The following is a 16,498-nucleotide window of genomic DNA, read 5'->3' as shown; positions in this document are numbered from 1 at the left end:
GGATTCAGGAATGGAACTGTCGTATCGTTGCTCATGGCGGCATTCTCCTTGTCTGAAATCAGTGACTTCGTCATCTCTAATTTCAGCAGGGGTTGCCGCCGCTTTCAAGTCAGCTCATACACCAGATTTGATCGTAGCTCGGCCGGGCTGCGATGGCCCGCTACGCGAGAGTTGGGACGGCGCCTATCTGGATGCGGTGCTGTTCGATCAAGCGCTGCGCCTCAATCCTGATCTGCCGCGGCAGGCTGTGGATGAGGCGATTACGACTCTCAGGCAGGCCGATGCGATCGACCTGGTCTCGCGCAATCGCAAAGTCTACAAGTGGCTGCGCAACGGTCTGAAAGTCACCTTCCAGGCCGGTGGCGAGGAACGCACCGAGTATGTGCGCCTGATCGACATGCACGACCCGACAGCCAATCGCTTCCAGGCGGTCAATCAGTTCACCGTGCGCGGCAGCAAGCAGCCGCGGCGCCCGGATATTGTGCTGTTGGTCAACGGCATCCCTTTGCTGGTGTTCGAGCTCAAGAATCCGGCTGATGCCAATGCGGATGTGTGGACGGCCTGGCGTCAGATCCAAACCTACAAGGACGACATTCCCCAACTCTTCGAGACCAATCTGGCCTGTGTCATTGCCGACGGTAACGAGGCCCGTCTGGGTTCGCTGACGGCCCCGCGCGAGTGGTTTCTGCACTGGCGTGTCGTCGACAACGAACAGGACCGGCCAGCGGGTATGATGCCGCTGGAAATCCTGATTCGCGGCCTGTGCCGGCATGATTATCTGATTGAGTACTTTCGCGATTTTGTCGTGTTCCAGACCGACAGGCACACCACCAAGATCATCGCCCAGTACCACCAGTTCCACGGCGTGCGCGCAGCGGTGGCCCGCACGCTGGAGGCCGCCGAGCCGGCCGGGGATAAGAAAGGCGGGGTGTTCTGGCACACGCAAGGTTCGGGTAAGTCGCTGTCGGCGACTTTCTACGCGGGCATCCTGATGGAGCACCCGCAGATGAAAAACCCGACGATTGTTGTGGTCACCGACCGCAACGACTTGGACGGGCAGCTGTTCCGCACCTTTGGCCAGGCTGCCGACCTGCTGGGCGAAGATCCGGAGCAGGCTGAGTCGCGCGATGATCTCAAGCGCCTGCTCGACAACCGCGCTTCGGGCGGCATCATCTTTACCACCATTCAGAAATTCAGCCCCGACGAGCGTGGTGGCGACTACCCGGTGCTGACCGATCGTCACAATGTCGTCGTGATCTCCGATGAAGCCCACCGCTCGCAGTACGGCTTGAAGGCGCGGGTCGTGCAAGACAGGGATGATGCCCGCGGCAAGGTCGTATGGGGCTACGCCCGCTACCTGCGCGATGCGCTGCCCAATGCGACCATGCTGGGCCTGACCGGAACGCCTATCAGCACGGCAGAGCGTGACACCCGGGCGGTGTTCGGCGATGAAGTCTCGATCTACGACATCGAGGATGCCCAGACCGACGGCGCGACGGTGCCGATTTACTACGAGTCGCGCATGATCCCGCTGGAAGGCGAGTTCGACCCCGAAGCGCTCGATGAAGAGGTCGAAGAAGCCACCGAAGGGCTGGAACTCGAGATGGCCAACCGCGAACGCTCCAGATGGGCGCAGCTTGAAGCGCTGGCCACGACCGATCAGCGCCTTGACCGTCTGGCCAATGATCTACTGGCCCATTTTGACAAACGCCTGGCGGCCTTGGAAGGCAAGGCGATGGCCGTGTGTATGAGCCGGCAGGCCTGTGCCGCTCTGTATGACAAGATCATCGAGCGCCGACCCGAGTGGCACAGCGAGGAGCCGGGCGAGGGCGCGATCAAGGTCATCATGACCGCCAGCGCCACCGATCCGCCCGAACTGCGCGCCCACCATACCGGCAAGCAGCAGAAAGACCAGATCGGCAATCGCCTGCGCGATCCGGACGACGATCTCAAGATCGTGCTGGTGCGCGACATGTGGCTGACCGGCTTCGACGCGCCGCCCCTGCACACGCTCTATATCGACAAGCCGATGAAAGGCGCCAACCTGATGCAGGCCATTGCCCGCGTCAACCGCGTGTTTCGCGACAAGCCCGCGGGGCTGGTGGTGGACTACATCGGCATCGCCCCGCAGCTAAAAGCCGCCATTGGCGAATACACCCGCTCGGCCGGCAAGGGCCAGCCGGTTGTCGATGTCGACCAGGCGGTGCTGTTGGTCAGCGAAAAGATCGAAATTCTGCGCAAGATGCTGTATGGCGTGGATTACGCGGATTTCCGGAGCAATCCGCTGCCGCGCATGCGGGAAGCCATGGAGCATATCGCCGAGCTTGGCCAGCGCCAGAGCGCCGACCAGGACGATCTCAGACACAACGCCGCCATCAAGGATTTCGTCACCCACGCCACCGTGCTGGCCAAGGCCCAGGCGATGGCCGGGGCCGACGACCGCGTTGCCGAGCTGGCCGAGGAAATCGGCTTTCTGCTGGGCGTCAGGGCGCTTCTGGTCAAGCACACGGGCACGAAGGCCAGCCAGACTCGGGAAGACCGCGAGCTGGCGCTCAAGCAGCTGCTGAGTGAGGCCGTGGTTGCCGGTGAGGTGGTCGACGTGCAAAAGCTGGCCGGGATCGAGCGGCCGGATATCAGCATCCTCTCCGATGAATTCCTCGAGGACGTGCGCAAGCTGCCCCAGCGCAACCTGGCCGCCGAGCTGCTGGAGCGCCTGCTGGAAGACAAGATCCGGCTGCGCGGCAAGACGCATATCCAGCAGGAGAAGAAATACAGCGAGCTGCTGGATAGCGCCCTGACCAAATATCGGAATCGGTCCATCGAAAGCGCCCAGGTCATCGAAGAGCTGATCGAAATTGCCCGCCAGATGCGCGACGACGGCCCACCGGAGGGCATGACGGACGAGGAATTCGCCTTCTACGGCGCTCTGCTATGGAATGAGGAAGAGATCCGCGCCGGGATGGCCGACGACGTGTTGCGGGAACTGGCCATCGAACTCACCCGCCAGATCCGCGAAAGCGTGACCATCGACTGGACCCGGCGTAAAAGTACCAGGGCCAAGATCATGCGTAAGGTGAAGGTGCTTCTGAGGCGCTACAGGTATCCGCCGGAAGGGCAGGAAGAGGCCGTGGAGTACGTGCTCAAGCAGGCAGAAAGATTGGCAGATCAGTGGACGTAGGGGATCGGTCCGCCACAGGCTGTATGGGCACAGAAAGAGGTTGAGTGCTGGGGTCGCTTGAGAAGCCTTGTACGGGGAGGCTTCGATGCGGTGGGCACAGTTTGGGCACAGAATGGGCACAAAGCTTCGCCGGCGGCATTAAGGTGGAAGCCGCCGGCGAAGTAACTTGCTGAAAAACAAGCCGAAATTTGGTAGCTACGGGTGGACTCGAACCACCGACCCCAGCATTATGAATGCTGTGCTCTAACCAGCTGAGCTACGTAGCCACGCGAGGGCCGAGTATTTTTGCCGCTGTGGCGGCGAAAGTCAAGCGCTGACCGGCCCGGATGTGCGCCATGCGCGGATGGTGCTTACTGCGGCAGCGGTCGTCCGAATTCGCTCTCGAAACGTTCAGCAACCCGATTGATGGTGAAGTCGTGGTTCTGCGGCCCCGACTCGGCGATCTTGAGGGCGCCGAGGATCGAGCCCAGGCGGCAGGCGTCGACCGGGTCCCAGCCGCGCTCCAGACCGAAGAGCAGCCCGGCGCGATAGGCGTCGCCGCAGCCGGTGGGGTCGATGATCTTTTCGGGCTTGACCGCCGGGATGTGGGTGTTGCCGTCGGCTGTCCACAGCTCGGAGCCTTCGCCGCCGTGGGTGATCACCAGGCCGCCGGACAGGCGCGAGGTGATGTCGTTGTGCGTCCAGCCGGTGTTGTTCTTGAGCATTTCCCATTCGTAGGAATTGACCGCCAGCCAGTCGGCGTTGGTGATCATGCGCTGCAGCTCTTCGCCGGAGAACATCGGCAAGCCCTGGCCCGGGTCGAAGATGTGCGGAATGCCGGCTTTTCTGAACTGCTCGGAGTGGTCGAGCATGGCCTGTTTGCCGTCGGGCGAGACGATGCCGAAGGCGATGTCTCGGTCTTCGGGTACCGCCTGGCAGTGTGCTTCGTTCATGGCGCCGGGGTGAAATGCGGTGATCTGGTTGTCGTCCAGATCGGTGGTGATGTAGGCCTGGGCCGTCCAGAAGTCGTCGAGTGTGCGCACGAAGTCCTGGCTGATGTCGAGTCGTTCAAGGCGCCGCGCGTAGTCGTCGAAGTCCGCGCCCACGGTCGCCATGGGCAGCGGATTGCCGCCGAGCCGGTGCAGGTTGTAGGCGATGTTGCCGGCGGTGCCGCCGAAGTTGCGGTGCAGCTCGGGGACCATGAAGGCGACGTTGATCATGTGGGTTTTGTCGGGAAGGATGTGATCCTTGAAGCGCTCCGGGAAGACCATGATGTTGTCGTAGGCCAGCGAGCCGCAGATAAGCACGGACATGAGGGTTCCTTGAAGGGTTTGAGTGATTGACCAGCCGCCCATTGTAATGAACCTGTGCCCGGATTGAGGTGTCGGCGTTGTTGCCGCCAGCCAGCGGTTGTGCGGCTGTCGTGTCGGCCCTCGGTATCCGGCCTGTTGCCTGCATCCCGTGCTTGCCGCGCGGCGCTGGCATTGCTACATTAGGCGGTCTTTTCGTGACCCGCTCCGACGGTACCTTCTTTCATCATGTTCAAGCGCTTACGCGGCATTTTCTCCAATGACCTGTCCATCGACCTGGGCACGGCCAATACCCTGATTTTCGTGCGCGGGCAGGGCATCGTGCTCAACGAGCCCTCCGTGGTCGCCGTGCGCATGGAGCGCGGCCCGGGCGGGCCGCAGACGGTGGCCGCAGTGGGCGCCGAGGCCAAGCAGATGCTGGGCCGCACCCCGGGCAATATCCGCACCACCCGCCCGCTCAAGGACGGCGTGATTGCCGACTTCAACATGACCGAGCAGATGTTGCAGCACTTCATCAAGCACGTGCATGCATCGCGTTTTCTGCGCCCGAGTCCGCGCGTGCTGGTGTGCGTGCCCTGTTCGTCCACCCAGGTGGAGCGGCGTGCCATCAAGGAATCGGCCGAGGGCGCGGGTGCGCGCGAGGTGTTCTTGATCGAAGAGCCGATGGCGGCAGCCATCGGCGCCGGCATTCCGATTCACGAAGCGCGCGGCTCGATGGTGCTTGACATCGGCGGTGGCACCACCGAGGTGGCGGTGCTGTCGCTCAACGGCATCGTCTATTCCAACTCGGTGCGCGTGGGCGGTGACCACTTCGACGAGGCCATCACCAATTACGTGCGGCGCTCCTACGGCACGCTGATCGGCGAGTCCACGGCCGAGCGCATCAAGGTGGAAATCGGCTGCGCTCACCAGCAGGATGAGACCAACGAAATCCAGATCTCGGGCCGCAACCTGGCCGAGGGTGTGCCCAAGATGATCACTCTCAACAACAACGAGGTGCTCGAGGCGCTCAACGAGGCGCTGGCCAGCATCGTCGGTTCGGTCAAGACCGCGCTGGAGCAGACGCCGCCGGAGCTGTGTGCCGACGTTGCCGAGACCGGCATCGTGTTGACCGGCGGCGGCGCGCTGCTGCGCGGCCTCGACAAGCTGCTGATGGAAGAGACCGGCCTGCCGGTGATCATTTCCGACGACCCGCTGACCTGCGTGGCGCGCGGCGGCGGCCGGGCCCTTGAGTTGATGGACAAGAACAAGGGCGATTTCTTTTTTGCCAGCTGACTCTGAGGTGCAAGCCTTGTGACCTCGGGTGGCGGATCATGGCCGGCAACGATCGACGGCGAAGCGGCTGCACGCATTGTCCGGCTGACGTTTTACGGCCTGCTCGCCATCGTTTTGATGACGCTCGACTACCGCGGGCGCTATGTCGACTCCCTGCATGGCCTGGCATGGCGCGCCATGGAGCCGATCGTGCTGCTGGTCGAGGCGCCGTTCAACTTTGGCCGGCGCGTGGGCGAGACCCTGCGCGAGCGCCATGATCTGCTCGACCGGATCGCCACGCTTGAACACCAGCAGCAGGAAAGCCGGGCGCGCCTGGTCGAGCTGGAGGCCCTGCGCAGCGACAATGCCGAGCTGCGCTCGCTGCTGGGTGCGTCGCGCCGCTTGACTTCGACCTTCGAATCGGCTGAGCTGATCAATATCGACCTCAATCCCTGGGCCCATCGGGTGGTCATCAATCGCGGTCGCCGCGACGGCCTCGAAGCCGGGCAGCCGGTAATGGACTCCTTCGGCCTGATGGGCCAGGTCGCCGAGGCCGGCCAGAGCGTTGCTCAGGTCATTCTGATCTCCGATCCGGATCATGCGCTGCCGGTACGCGTGCAGCGTACCGGGCTGCGGACGGTGGCCTACGGTTCCGGTCGCATCAACCAGCTGCGTTTGACCGATTTGCCCATGAATGTCGATTTGCAGGCGGGGGACATGCTGGTGACCTCGGGGCTTGGCGGCGCGTTCATGCCCGGGCTGCCGGTTGCCGAAGTCGAGTCGGTATCGCGCCCGGTCGGCGAAGCCTTTGCCAACGCGGTGGTACGGCCGGTTGCCCGCCTTGATCGCGCCCGCCACGTGCTGGTGGTGGACGTTGCTGATCCACCGTCGTCGGCGGACAGCGAACCGCACGCGGACGACAGCCCGTGAGGCGGCGCCACGCCAACTGGACGCTGGCGCTGTCGCTGGCACTGGTGTTGCCGCTGACGCTCATGCCCCTGCCTGACGCGGTATCCGCCGCGCGTCCGTACTGGGCGGCACTGGTGCTGATCTACTGGAACCTCGAAGCCGGCCGCCTGCGTGATCTTGGTCAGGCTTTTTTCGGCGGCCTGGTCCTTGACGTGCTGACCGGCTCGCTGCTGGGGCAGCATGCCCTGAGCCTGTTGATCATCAGCTACCTGGTCGAGCGCTTTCGCTATCGTATTCGCTTCTTTCCGCCCTGGCAGCAGGCCGGGGTGGTCATGCTGCTGCTGTTCAACGACCGTATCGTGCAGCTGTGGATCATCGGGCTGGTGGGCGACCGCTGGCCCAGCTGGCCGTGGTGGCTGGCGCCCGTGGTGGGCATGCTGCTGTGGCCCTGGGTTTTCCTGCTGCTTGATGCTTTCCGGCAAAAAGAGCGCCGGCGCCGAACATGAGGCGCAGGGTGGCCAGTTCGGGAATGGGCGATTCGCCGGCCACGCTGGCGCTGGTCGATCGCCGGCTGTGGATCCTGGCTGCGCTCATGCTGGCCGTTTTCGCTTTGCTGGGGCTGCGGCTGGGTCTGCTGCAGCTGGGCGATCACGAGCAGTATGCGGCCCGCGCCGACGACAATCGGGTCAGCCTGCGCGCGCTGCCGGCCAATCGCGGCCTGATTCTGGACCGGCGCGGGCGGGTGCTGGCTGAAAACCGGCCCGCCTATCGTCTTGTGGTGGTGCCGGAAAGGGCCGCCAGCCTGGACGACACGCTGGCGAAAGTAGCCGACCTGGTGCCCGTCAGCGACGATGAGCGACGCCACTTCGAGCGCCAGAAAAGCCGCTCGCGGCCGTTCGAATCGATCACGCTCAAGGGGACCCTGGACGATCGCGAGGTGGCACGGCTGGCCGCCAACCGTCATCGCCTGCCGGGTGTCGATATCGAGCCCTATCTGACGCGCGACTATCCCCACCGCGAGCTCATGGCGCACCTGGTGGGCTATGTCGGACGTGTGGATCGTCGTGATCTGCAGCGCCTCGAGGCTGATCGTTATCGGGCCACCACGCATATCGGCAAAACCGGCATCGAGCGCAGGTACGAGTCGCGGCTGCACGGCTCGCCGGGCTACGAGCGGGTTGAAACCAACGCCCAGGGGCGGGTTCTGCGGGTGCTCGAGCGTCAGGTCTCGCAGCCGGGAGAAGATCTTCGGCTCAACGTCGATCTTGATGTCCAGCGTGCCGCCTATGAGGCCCTGGGCGAGTTTGCCGGCGCTGTCGTGGTCATCGAGGTGGCCACCGGGCGGGTGCGGGCGCTGGTGAGCAAGCCCGGCTTCGACCCCAATCTGTTCGTTCACGGCATCAGCCATGCCGACTACAACCGCCTGCTCAGCCATCGACAGCGGCCGCTGTTCAATCGGGTGCTCTCCGGCGGCTACGAACCGGGCTCAACCATCAAGCCCTTCATTGCGCTGGCCGGGCTGGATGCCGGCGTCGTGACGGCGAGTACGGAAATTTTCTCCACCGGGCAGTTTCGCCTGCCCGGGCACAGTCGCACCTACGGCGACTGGAAGGCCGGAGGGCATGGACGCGTTGATCTGGAGCGGGCGCTGGCCGAGTCGGTGAATACCTACTTCTACCGGCTGGCCGTGGAGCTGGGGATCGACCGCATCTCCCGAGAGCTGGCGCTGTTCGGTTTCGGTCGGAGCACTGATCTGGATCTGCCCGGCGAGAGCAGCGGCATTTTGCCGACGCGCTCGTGGAAGCGGGCCACCTTCAACCAGGCCTGGTTTCCGGGCGAGACCGTGATTACCGGTATCGGGCAGGGGTTTACCGTGGTCACGCCGATTCAGCTGGCTCACGCCACCGCGGCGCTCGCCGGCCGCGGACAAACGGCCGCGCCGGCGCTGTTCGGCGAGCGCGAAGCGGTGCAGATGGTGCAGCGCAAGCCCTCGCACTGGCAGGCCATTCATGAGGGCATGGAGGCGGTTGTCCACGGCCCCCGGGGCACCGCGCGCGCCATTGCCCGCGATCTTGATCAGCACCTGGCGGGCAAAACCGGAACTGCGCAGGTATTCGGGCGGCCCGACGACGAAACCCGGCGCGACGAGCGCACGGGCGACGAGCTCCCCGAGTTCTTGCGCAACCATGCTCTGTTCACCGGGTTTTTCCCGGCCGATGCGCCGCGGCTGGTGGTGACGGTTGTGGCCGAGCACGGCGGCGGTGGCGCCAGCGTGGCGGCGCCGATTGCCGCCAGGGTCATGAATGCCGCCCTGGAGGCCGGGCTGTGACGACCGCGGGCGGTGGCGTTCTGGCCGGCCTGCTCCGCCGGCTGCGGCTGGACCCCTGGCTGCTGGGGCTGTTGCTGCTGTTGATGGGGTTGGGCAGCCTGGTGTTGTACTCGGCCGGCGAACAGAGCCTGGCGCTGGTCTGGCGTCAGTGGCTGCGGCTGGGTCTCGGCCTGGGGGTGATGGTCGCCGTTGCGCAGCTGCCGCCGCGTCTGCTCAAGACGTGGGCACCGCTGTTGTTTGCCGCCGTTTTGCTGATGCTGGTGGCGGTGGAGTTGTTCGGGGTCGGTCGGGGTGCGCAGCGCTGGCTCGACCTTGGCGTCTTGCGCTTTCAGCCCTCGGAGGCGATGAAGCTCGCGCTGCCGCTGGTGCTGGCGGCAATGCTCGATCGTCAGCCCCTGCCGCCGGGCTGGCGCACCGTGTTGCTGGCGGTGGCGCTGATTCTCGTGCCGGTCGGGTTGATCGTGGTCCAGCCCGACCTTGGAACAGCGGTGCTGGTCGGCATGAGCGGTGCTTGCGTGCTGTTTCTGGCCGGCCTGCAGTGGCGCCTGATTCTCGGGCTGGCTGCAGCGCTGGCGGCCGCTGCTCCGCTGGTCTGGATCAACCTGCACGAATATCAGCAGGATCGCATCCGCACCTTTCTCGACCCCGAGCGGGATCCGCTCGGCGAGGGCTGGAACATCATCCAGTCGAAGATTGCAGTGGGTTCCGGCGGCCTGTCCGGCAAGGGCTGGCTCGAGGGCAGTCAGTCGCACCTGGAGTTTCTGCCCGAGCCGCATACCGACTTCATCTTTGCCGTGCTCGCCGAGGAGCTGGGCTTTGTCGGCGTGCTGGCGGTGCTGGTCCTTTATGCCGCCATCATTCTCCGCGCGACAGTCCTCGCCGGCCAGTGCCGTAACGCTTTCGGGCGTCTGCTGGCCGGTGCCATGGTCTTCATGTTCTTTGTCTACGTGGCCGTGAATGTCGGCATGGTGTCCGGCGCTCTGCCCGTGGTCGGCGTGCCGCTGCCCCTGATCAGCTACGGCGGCACTTCGGCGGTCACCTTGCTGGCCGGATTCGGCCTGGTGATGGGGCTTTACAGCCGCAGAAGATTCATGGCCTGAGAAATGCCTTAGATCACGCAGCGAGTGCCCGTGAGGAAAGGTTGTAGAATTCATGGTCGGCGAGTCGGGTGCAAACTTTTTCTTTACCCGGGCCTCTATATTCTCTAGACAATTTCCGGAGCGATGCGACACGATGCGGCGAATATCCTTGCTTGTAATGGCCCTGATGATGAGCGCGGCAGTTGCCGCCGGCGAGGAATCGCATCCGGGTGCGTCGGCTTTCGTCGAGCGCGTCGCGGCCGAGTACGATCTCGACCCCGAGCACGTTCACGCCGTGCTCGCCGAGGCCCGGTATCAGCAGTCGATCATCGACGCCATCACCCGTCCGGCCGAAGCCAAACCGTGGCACGAGTACCGCAAGCTGTTTGTCACGCCCACGCGGATCAGCTCCGGCGTGGAGTTCTGGCGGGCGAATGCCGATCTGCTCGAGGAGGTGTCGCAGCAGTTCGCCGTGCCCGTCGAGGTGATCGCCGCCATTGTCGGCGTGGAAACCAGCTACGGGCTCAATACCGGCAGCTATCGGGTCATCGATGCGCTGACTACGCTGGGCTTCTATTACCCCAAGCGCGCGGCCTTCTTTGCCGATGAGCTGGGTCAGTTCCTGCGCCTGGCCGAGGAAGAGTCGCTGCCGGTAACGGAGGTGCGCGGCTCCTACGCCGGGGCCATGGGTGTGGGTCAGTTCATTCCCTCGAGCTACCGGGCGTATGCGGTCGACATGGACCAGACCGGCCGGCGTGATCTGTGGCGCTCGCTGCCCGATGCCATGGGCTCGGTCGCCAACTACCTGTCAACCCACGGTTGGCGGATCGACGAGCCGATCATCCTGCCGGCAGAGCTGAGCGGCGAGCGACCGGACGTCGACTTTTCGGTCAAGCCCGGGCACAGCCTCGACGAGCTGGCCGCCCTGGGCGTGGTCTTCGATGCCGGCGATCTGCCGGGCGACACCGAGGCCACGCTGATCGAGCTCGATCAGGCCGATGGCCCGGGCTACTGGGTGGGTCTGAACAACTTCTACGTGATTACCCGCTACAACCGCTCGCCGCTCTATGCGATGGCGGTCGCGCAGCTGGCCGAGAGCATTCGGGAGCAGCGCCAGTGAGGCTTGCGCAGGCGCTGTTATGCGCGGCCGGTATTGTGTTGCTGGCTGCCTGCGGCAGCCAGGCGGTGCGTGAAACACCCGATGGCGCGCCCGGCACGCGCTTCGACCCGGCCCTGATCGAGCGCCCGCAGCCGCGCCCGGAGCCTCGTAGTGCTTACGGCAACCACAGCCCTTATGAGGTGCTGGGGCAGACTTATCATGTGCGCGACAGCGCCGAGGGCTACCGGGAGCGCGGCATTGCTTCCTGGTACGGCACCAAGTTTCACGGTCGGGCCACGTCTTCGGGCGAGCCCTACGACCTGTACCAGCTGACCGCCGCACACCGCACCCTGCCGTTGCCGGCATGGGTGGAGGTCACGCGCCTGGATACCGGCAAGACGATCACGGTGCGCGTCAACGATCGCGGCCCCTTTCACCCCGATCGCATCATCGACTTGTCCTGGGCGGCTGCCAGCGAGCTCGGCATGACCGAGCTGGGCACCGCGCCGGTCGAGGTCCGGTCGATCAGCTTCGACAGCCCGGTCAGCCCCACAGCGCGGCCGGCCAGCGTGCCGGTGTATATTCAGGTCGGCGCCTTTTCCGAGCGCAGCCGCGCAGCGGACGTGGTCAAGAACCTTGAACGCGCGGGAATCGAACCCATTGAGTCTCGTGCGGCAAGCACGGATGTGGGCCGCGTCTGGCGTGTTCGCCTGGGGCCGATCGACAGCGCGACCCGGGCCATCGCCCTGATCGACCGCGTCGCCGAGCTCGGACTCGGACGCGCCCGCTACGTCTATCCATGAACTTGTTCAGCAATCCATCCATTACAAGGCATTCCAAGCCCATGCATTCTGTTTCACGAACCATTTCATCGCTGTTGTTCGCCGGCTGTGTTGCGCTGCTGGCCGCGCCTGCCATCGCCCAGTCGCCGGTGCCGGCCACGCCTTCGGTGGGCGCTACCAGTTACGTGCTGATGGATTTTCACAGCAACACGGCGGTGGCCGAACGCGATCCCGATGAGCCGGTCGAGCCGGCCTCGATCACCAAGCTGATGACCTCCTATGTAGTGTTCGACGAAATCACTGAGGGCAATCTGTCGCTGTCCGACGAGGTGCTTATTTCGGAGAAGGCCTGGCGCACCGAGGGCTCGCGCATGTTCGTGGAGGTCGGCACGCGTGTAAGTGTCGAAGAGCTGCTCAAGGGCGTGATCATCCAGTCAGGCAACGACGCCTCGGTGGCGCTGGCCGAGCACGTCGGCGGCTCCGAGGAGGTGTTCGCCGGGATGATGAACGAAGCCGCTCATGAGCTTGGCATGACCGGCACGCATTATGTCAACGCCACCGGCTTGCCACATGCCGAGCAATACACCACCGCCCGCGATGTGGCCCGCCTGGCGGCTGCCCTGATTCGCGAGTTTCCCGATTTCTACGGCTGGTACTCCGAGCGCGAGTTCACCTACAGCGGCATTCGCCAGCACAATCGCAACCGGCTGCTGTGGCGCGATCCTTCCGTCGACGGTCTCAAGACGGGGCACACAGAATCGGCGGGCTACTGCCTGGTTACATCGGCCATGCGCGACGGCATGCGCCTGATCAGCGTGGTCATGGGCACCGCCAGCGAGGATGCCCGTGCCACCGCCAGTCAGGCCCTGCTCAATTACGGGTTCCGGTTCTTTGAAACCTATCAACTCTACGAGTCGGGCGACGAAATCAGCGTCGAGCCGATCTGGAAGGGCGCGGCCGATGAAGTGGCCCTGGGCGTCGATCGCGATCTGTTTCTTACCATTCCGCGCGGCCGCTACGACGCCCTCGAAGCGCGGCTGGAAGTCAATGACACCCTGACCGCCCCGCTGCAGGCCGGGCAGCCGGTTGGCCGGCTGGTGATCTCGCTTGACGACGAGGATCTGGCCGAGCGCCCGCTGGTGGCGCTTGACGGCGTCGAACAGGCCGGCTTTTTCGGCCGCAGCATCGACGGCCTGCGGCTGTGGGTCGGCGGTCTGTTTGGCGGCGACTGATGGCCACAAAGGACGACAGCCCGCTGGAGTTCCCGTGCCGCTGGCCGGTCAAGGCCATGGTTCAGGCGGGTGAGGACGCGCTGCGCGAGGTGCTCTCGGTCATTGCCCGCCACGCCGAGCTGCCCGATGACGGCGATGTGCGCATCCGCCCCAGCCGCCATGGCCGCTACGAGAGTATTACCGTGGTTGTCCAAGCGCAGTCACGGCGGCACCTGGAGATTATCTATGGTGAGTTGCGCGCGCTCGAAGCGGTGAAGATGACGCTTTGAAGAAAGTGTGAAGTGTGAAGTGTGAAGTGTGAAGTGTGAAGTGTGAAGTGTGAAGTGTGAAGTGTGAAGTGTGAAGTGTGAAAAAATGTTGCGGGGGAGTTGGGAGGCTTTTGGTGGATGAGTTGATTGTTCGCTGGCTTGGGCGGCAGCCTTACGGGGCGGTCTGGGCGGCGATGAAAGCGTTTAACGATTCGCGGGATGAAAGCACCGCCGACGAGCTGTGGCTGGTCGAGCATGATCCGGTCTTTACCCAGGGACTGGCCGGCCGGCCGGATCATCTGCTCGACCCCGGGGAGATTCCGATCGTCCAGACCGATCGCGGCGGGCAGGTGACCTATCACGGGCCCGGACAGGTGGTGGCCTATCCACTGCTCGACCTGCGGCGCCGACAGACTGGCGTGCGCTTGCTGGTCAATCGGCTCGAACAGGCGGTAATCGATGTGCTGGCCGAGCTCGATATCAACAGCGCTCGTCAGGACGGCAAGCCCGGCGTGTACGTCGGCCCGGCCAAGATCGCCTCGATCGGGCTCAAGGTCAGCCGGGGCTGCACTTATCACGGGCTGGCGTTCAATATCGACATGGATCTGTCGCCGTTTTCCCTGATCAACCCCTGCGGTTTCAGCGGGCTGGCCATGACCCAGGTCGGCGACCATGCCCCGCGGGCCGATTGGGATGATCTGGCTCGAAGGCTGACAACGGCGTTTTGCGAATTGATGGGTTACCATGCAGTGACGGGCGAGCCTCCGGCGTTGGGCCCGCCGCAAACTTCCGCCGCTTGATCCGGTCATAGCTGACATGAATATCAACACGATCAGACTCTTTCTCGTCTCTTTGCTGGCTGTGCTGGTGGTGCCTGCGCTGTTGCTGCAGCAGCCTGCCGGCCAGGCCAGCGCGGCAGCCGAATCGGCCGTTTCGCTGAGCCCGGAACCCAAGCATCGCTTCGCCAGTCGCCTGGCTTCGCGCTTCATGACCAGCTACCACTATCGCAGCCCGGAGCTGGATGAAGCGTTTTCCGAGCGGGTGTTCGATCAGTATCTGTCGGCGCTCGATCCCAATCGCATGTACTTCATCGCCGCCGATATCGAAGCGCTCTCGGAATATCGCAGCCACATGGCCGACGCGGTCAAGACCGCGGAGCTCGAGCCGGCCTACGACATCTTCAATCGCTACGTCGAGCGCTCGGACGAGCGCATTGATCACGCGCTCGAGCTGCTCGAGCAGGGCTTTGATTTCAGCATCGACGAGGACTACCGCTTTGATCGCTCAGACGAGCCCTGGGCGGCCAGTAGCGAAGAGCTCGATGAGCTCTGGCGCAAGCGGGTCAAGAACGACTGGCTGCGCCTCAAGCTGACCGATCAGAACGACGAGGAGATCATCGAGACACTCACCGAGCGTTACGAAAACCTGCGCCGGCGTATTCACGAGTTCAACAGCGAAGAGGTGTTCTCGTTTTTCCTCAACGCTTTCACGCGCTCGATCGAGCCACATTCAAGCTACATGTCTCCGCGCACCTCGGAAAACTTCGAGATTTCCATGCGTTTGTCGCTGGACGGCATTGGCGCGCTGCTGCAGCGCGAGACCGAATACACCACGGTGATGGAGATTGTGCCCGGCGGCCCTGCCGACCTCGACGGCCAGCTCAAGTCGGGCGATCGCATTGTTGGCGTCGGCCAGGGTGATGACGGCGACATGGTCGATGTGGTCGGCTGGCGACTCGACGATGTGGTCGACAAGATTCGCGGCGAGCGTGAAACCGTTGTTCGCCTGGAAGTGCTGCCGGCCGATACCGGCATGAGTGGCCCCGCCAAGGTCATCCGTATTGTTCGCAACGAGGTCAAGCTCGAAGAGCAGGCCGCCAGCAGTGAAGTGATCGAGCTGCCCGGCGGTGACGGCATGCGCCGCATCGGCGTGATTCGCGTGCCGGTGTTCTATGTCGACTTTGAAGGGCGCTCGCACAACGAGCCCAACTATCGCTCCAGCACGCGCGACGTGCGCCGGCTCATCAACGAATTCAGAGACCAGGACGTCGACGGATTGGTGGTGGATCTGCGCGGCAACGGTGGCGGCGCGCTCATCGAGGCCATCACCATGACCGGTCTGTTCATCGATACCGGCCCGGTGGTGCAGGTGCGCGATTCGCGCGGCAAGGTCGAGCTCAAGAGCGACAACGAGCCCGGCATGGCCTGGGAAGGGCCGCTGGGCGTGCTGGTTGATCGTCGCAGCGCCTCGGCCTCGGAGATTTTTGCTGCCGCCATTCAGGACTACGGTCGCGGGGTGATCATTGGCGAGCCGACCTTCGGCAAGGGCACGGTGCAGAACCTGATCGATCTCGACAACATGGCGCGCGGTGAAGACACGCGGCTGGGCCAGCTCAAGCTGACCATGGCGCAGTTCTATCGCATCGGCGGCGGCTCCACGCAGAACAAGGGCGTGCTTCCCGATATCCGCCTGCCGACCGCCGGTGACCCGGAAGACCATGGCGAGAGTGCGCTCGAGTTCGCCATGCCCTGGGCCCAGATCGACGCCACCGACTACAGGCCGGTGGCCGATCTCGAGCCGCTGATCGAGCTCGCTCGCCATCGCCATGAAATGCGCCTGGAATCCGATGAAGAGCTGATAGAGCTGCTCGAGGATCTGGCCGAATGGGAAGCCGACAGTGACCGCAAGGCCATTTCCCTGCTGGCATCCACGCGTCGTGAGGAAATGGAAGAAGCCGAAGCCAGACGCGCCGAGCGTTTTAGCGACGACAAGGACGTGGCCATGGACGAGACCGGTGAGCCGATCACCGGGCCGAGTGCCAAAGACGTTGACACCGAAGATACCGAAGACGCCGACACCGAAAAGTCCAGCACTGAAGACGGCGAAAGCAAAGCCGGGGATGAAGGCGAAGCGGGCGGCACGGAAAATGGTCAGGCAGGCGAAGAAGACGAGGAGAGCGACAAAGAAAGCGACAAGGAGAGCGAAAAGGACATCTACCTGAAGGAGGCCGCTCGCATCCTCAGCGATCTGATCGATCTCGACCAGGAGCGCTTGCTGGCTCATCGTCAAACCCCCTGAGCCCGACTGCATGGCGCGCGC

13 protein-coding genes and 1 tRNA gene are annotated in these 16,498 nt (G+C 64.0%); 12 read left to right on the top strand and 2 right to left on the bottom strand.

Annotated features, from left to right (window positions below; genetic code table 11):
* Nucleotides 1–127 precede the first annotated feature (127 nt).
* The gene (locus ACEWQZ_RS09660) at nt 128–3,178 is read left to right on the top strand and encodes a type I restriction endonuclease subunit R (protein WP_476482884.1); all 3,051 of its coding nucleotides are present in this window, start codon (nt 128–130) and stop codon (nt 3,176–3,178) included.
* Between the two features lie 189 nt (nt 3,179–3,367).
* On the opposite strand, the gene ACEWQZ_RS09655 is transcribed toward ACEWQZ_RS09660, so the two are convergent.
* Both ACEWQZ_RS09655 and ACEWQZ_RS09650 read right to left on the bottom strand, forming a co-directional pair.
* Nucleotides 3,368–3,444, bottom strand: a tRNA-Met gene (locus tag ACEWQZ_RS09655).
* Nucleotides 3,445–3,528: 84 nt separating this feature from the next.
* Entirely contained in the window at nt 3,529–4,470 is a 942-nt protein-coding gene (locus ACEWQZ_RS09650) for a carbohydrate kinase family protein (RefSeq protein ID WP_476482883.1), read from the bottom strand.
* 225 nt (nt 4,471–4,695) lie between these two features.
* On the opposite strand from ACEWQZ_RS09650, the gene ACEWQZ_RS09645 reads away from it, so the two are divergent.
* The 11 genes from ACEWQZ_RS09645 to ACEWQZ_RS09595 all read left to right on the top strand — a co-directional run bounded on the left by ACEWQZ_RS09645 (nt 4,696) and on the right by ACEWQZ_RS09595 (nt 16,477).
* A complete protein-coding gene (locus tag ACEWQZ_RS09645; protein WP_476482882.1) occupies nt 4,696–5,742 on the top strand; it encodes a rod shape-determining protein in 1,047 nt (348 codons plus the stop codon).
* Nucleotides 5,743–5,760: 18 nt separating this feature from the next.
* A complete protein-coding gene (mreC, locus tag ACEWQZ_RS09640) occupies nt 5,761–6,651 on the top strand; it encodes a rod shape-determining protein MreC (protein ID WP_476482881.1) in 891 nt (296 codons plus the stop codon).
* A complete protein-coding gene (mreD, locus tag ACEWQZ_RS09635; RefSeq protein WP_476482880.1) occupies nt 6,648–7,136 on the top strand; it encodes a rod shape-determining protein MreD in 489 nt (162 codons plus the stop codon). The genes mreC and mreD overlap by 4 nt, the downstream gene beginning before the upstream one ends.
* Nucleotides 7,133–8,959: a penicillin-binding protein 2 gene (gene mrdA, locus ACEWQZ_RS09630; RefSeq protein ID WP_476482879.1), complete on the top strand. Its 1,827-nt coding sequence runs from the start codon at nt 7,133–7,135 to the stop codon at nt 8,957–8,959. Before mreD ends, mrdA begins: the two co-directional genes overlap by 4 nt.
* Nucleotides 8,956–10,059, top strand: coding sequence for a rod shape-determining protein RodA (rodA, locus tag ACEWQZ_RS09625; RefSeq protein WP_476482878.1), 1,104 nt, complete (start codon nt 8,956–8,958; stop codon nt 10,057–10,059). The genes mrdA and rodA overlap by 4 nt, the downstream gene beginning before the upstream one ends.
* A 133-nt stretch (nt 10,060–10,192) precedes the next feature.
* Complete coding sequence (gene mltB, locus ACEWQZ_RS09620) at nt 10,193–11,158, top strand: lytic murein transglycosylase B (RefSeq protein WP_476482877.1); 966 nt, start codon at nt 10,193–10,195, stop codon at nt 11,156–11,158.
* Entirely contained in the window at nt 11,155–11,940 is a 786-nt protein-coding gene (locus ACEWQZ_RS09615) for a septal ring lytic transglycosylase RlpA family protein (RefSeq protein ID WP_476482876.1), read from the top strand. Before mltB ends, ACEWQZ_RS09615 begins: the two co-directional genes overlap by 4 nt.
* Before the next feature lie 41 nt (nt 11,941–11,981).
* Nucleotides 11,982–13,151, top strand: a complete 1,170-nt coding sequence (locus ACEWQZ_RS09610; RefSeq protein WP_476482875.1) for a D-alanyl-D-alanine carboxypeptidase family protein — start codon at nt 11,982–11,984, stop codon at nt 13,149–13,151.
* Complete coding sequence (locus tag ACEWQZ_RS09605; RefSeq protein ID WP_476482874.1) at nt 13,151–13,420, top strand: YbeD family protein; 270 nt, start codon at nt 13,151–13,153, stop codon at nt 13,418–13,420. The genes ACEWQZ_RS09610 and ACEWQZ_RS09605 overlap by 1 nt, the downstream gene beginning before the upstream one ends.
* Nucleotides 13,421–13,533: 113 nt before the next feature.
* On the top strand, nt 13,534–14,199 hold the full coding sequence (gene lipB / locus ACEWQZ_RS09600) for a lipoyl(octanoyl) transferase LipB (protein WP_476482873.1): 666 nt from the start codon (nt 13,534–13,536) through the stop codon (nt 14,197–14,199).
* A gap of 16 nt (nt 14,200–14,215) precedes the next feature.
* Nucleotides 14,216–16,477 carry a carboxy terminal-processing peptidase gene (locus tag ACEWQZ_RS09595; protein ID WP_476482872.1) on the top strand — a complete coding sequence of 754 codons (2,262 nt, stop codon included), beginning with the start codon at nt 14,216–14,218 and terminating at the stop codon, nt 16,475–16,477.
* Nucleotides 16,478–16,498 lie beyond the last annotated feature (21 nt).

This window comes from Wenzhouxiangella sp. YN1 (assembly GCF_056324145.1).
This window is presented reverse-complemented; position numbering and strand designations above follow the sequence as displayed.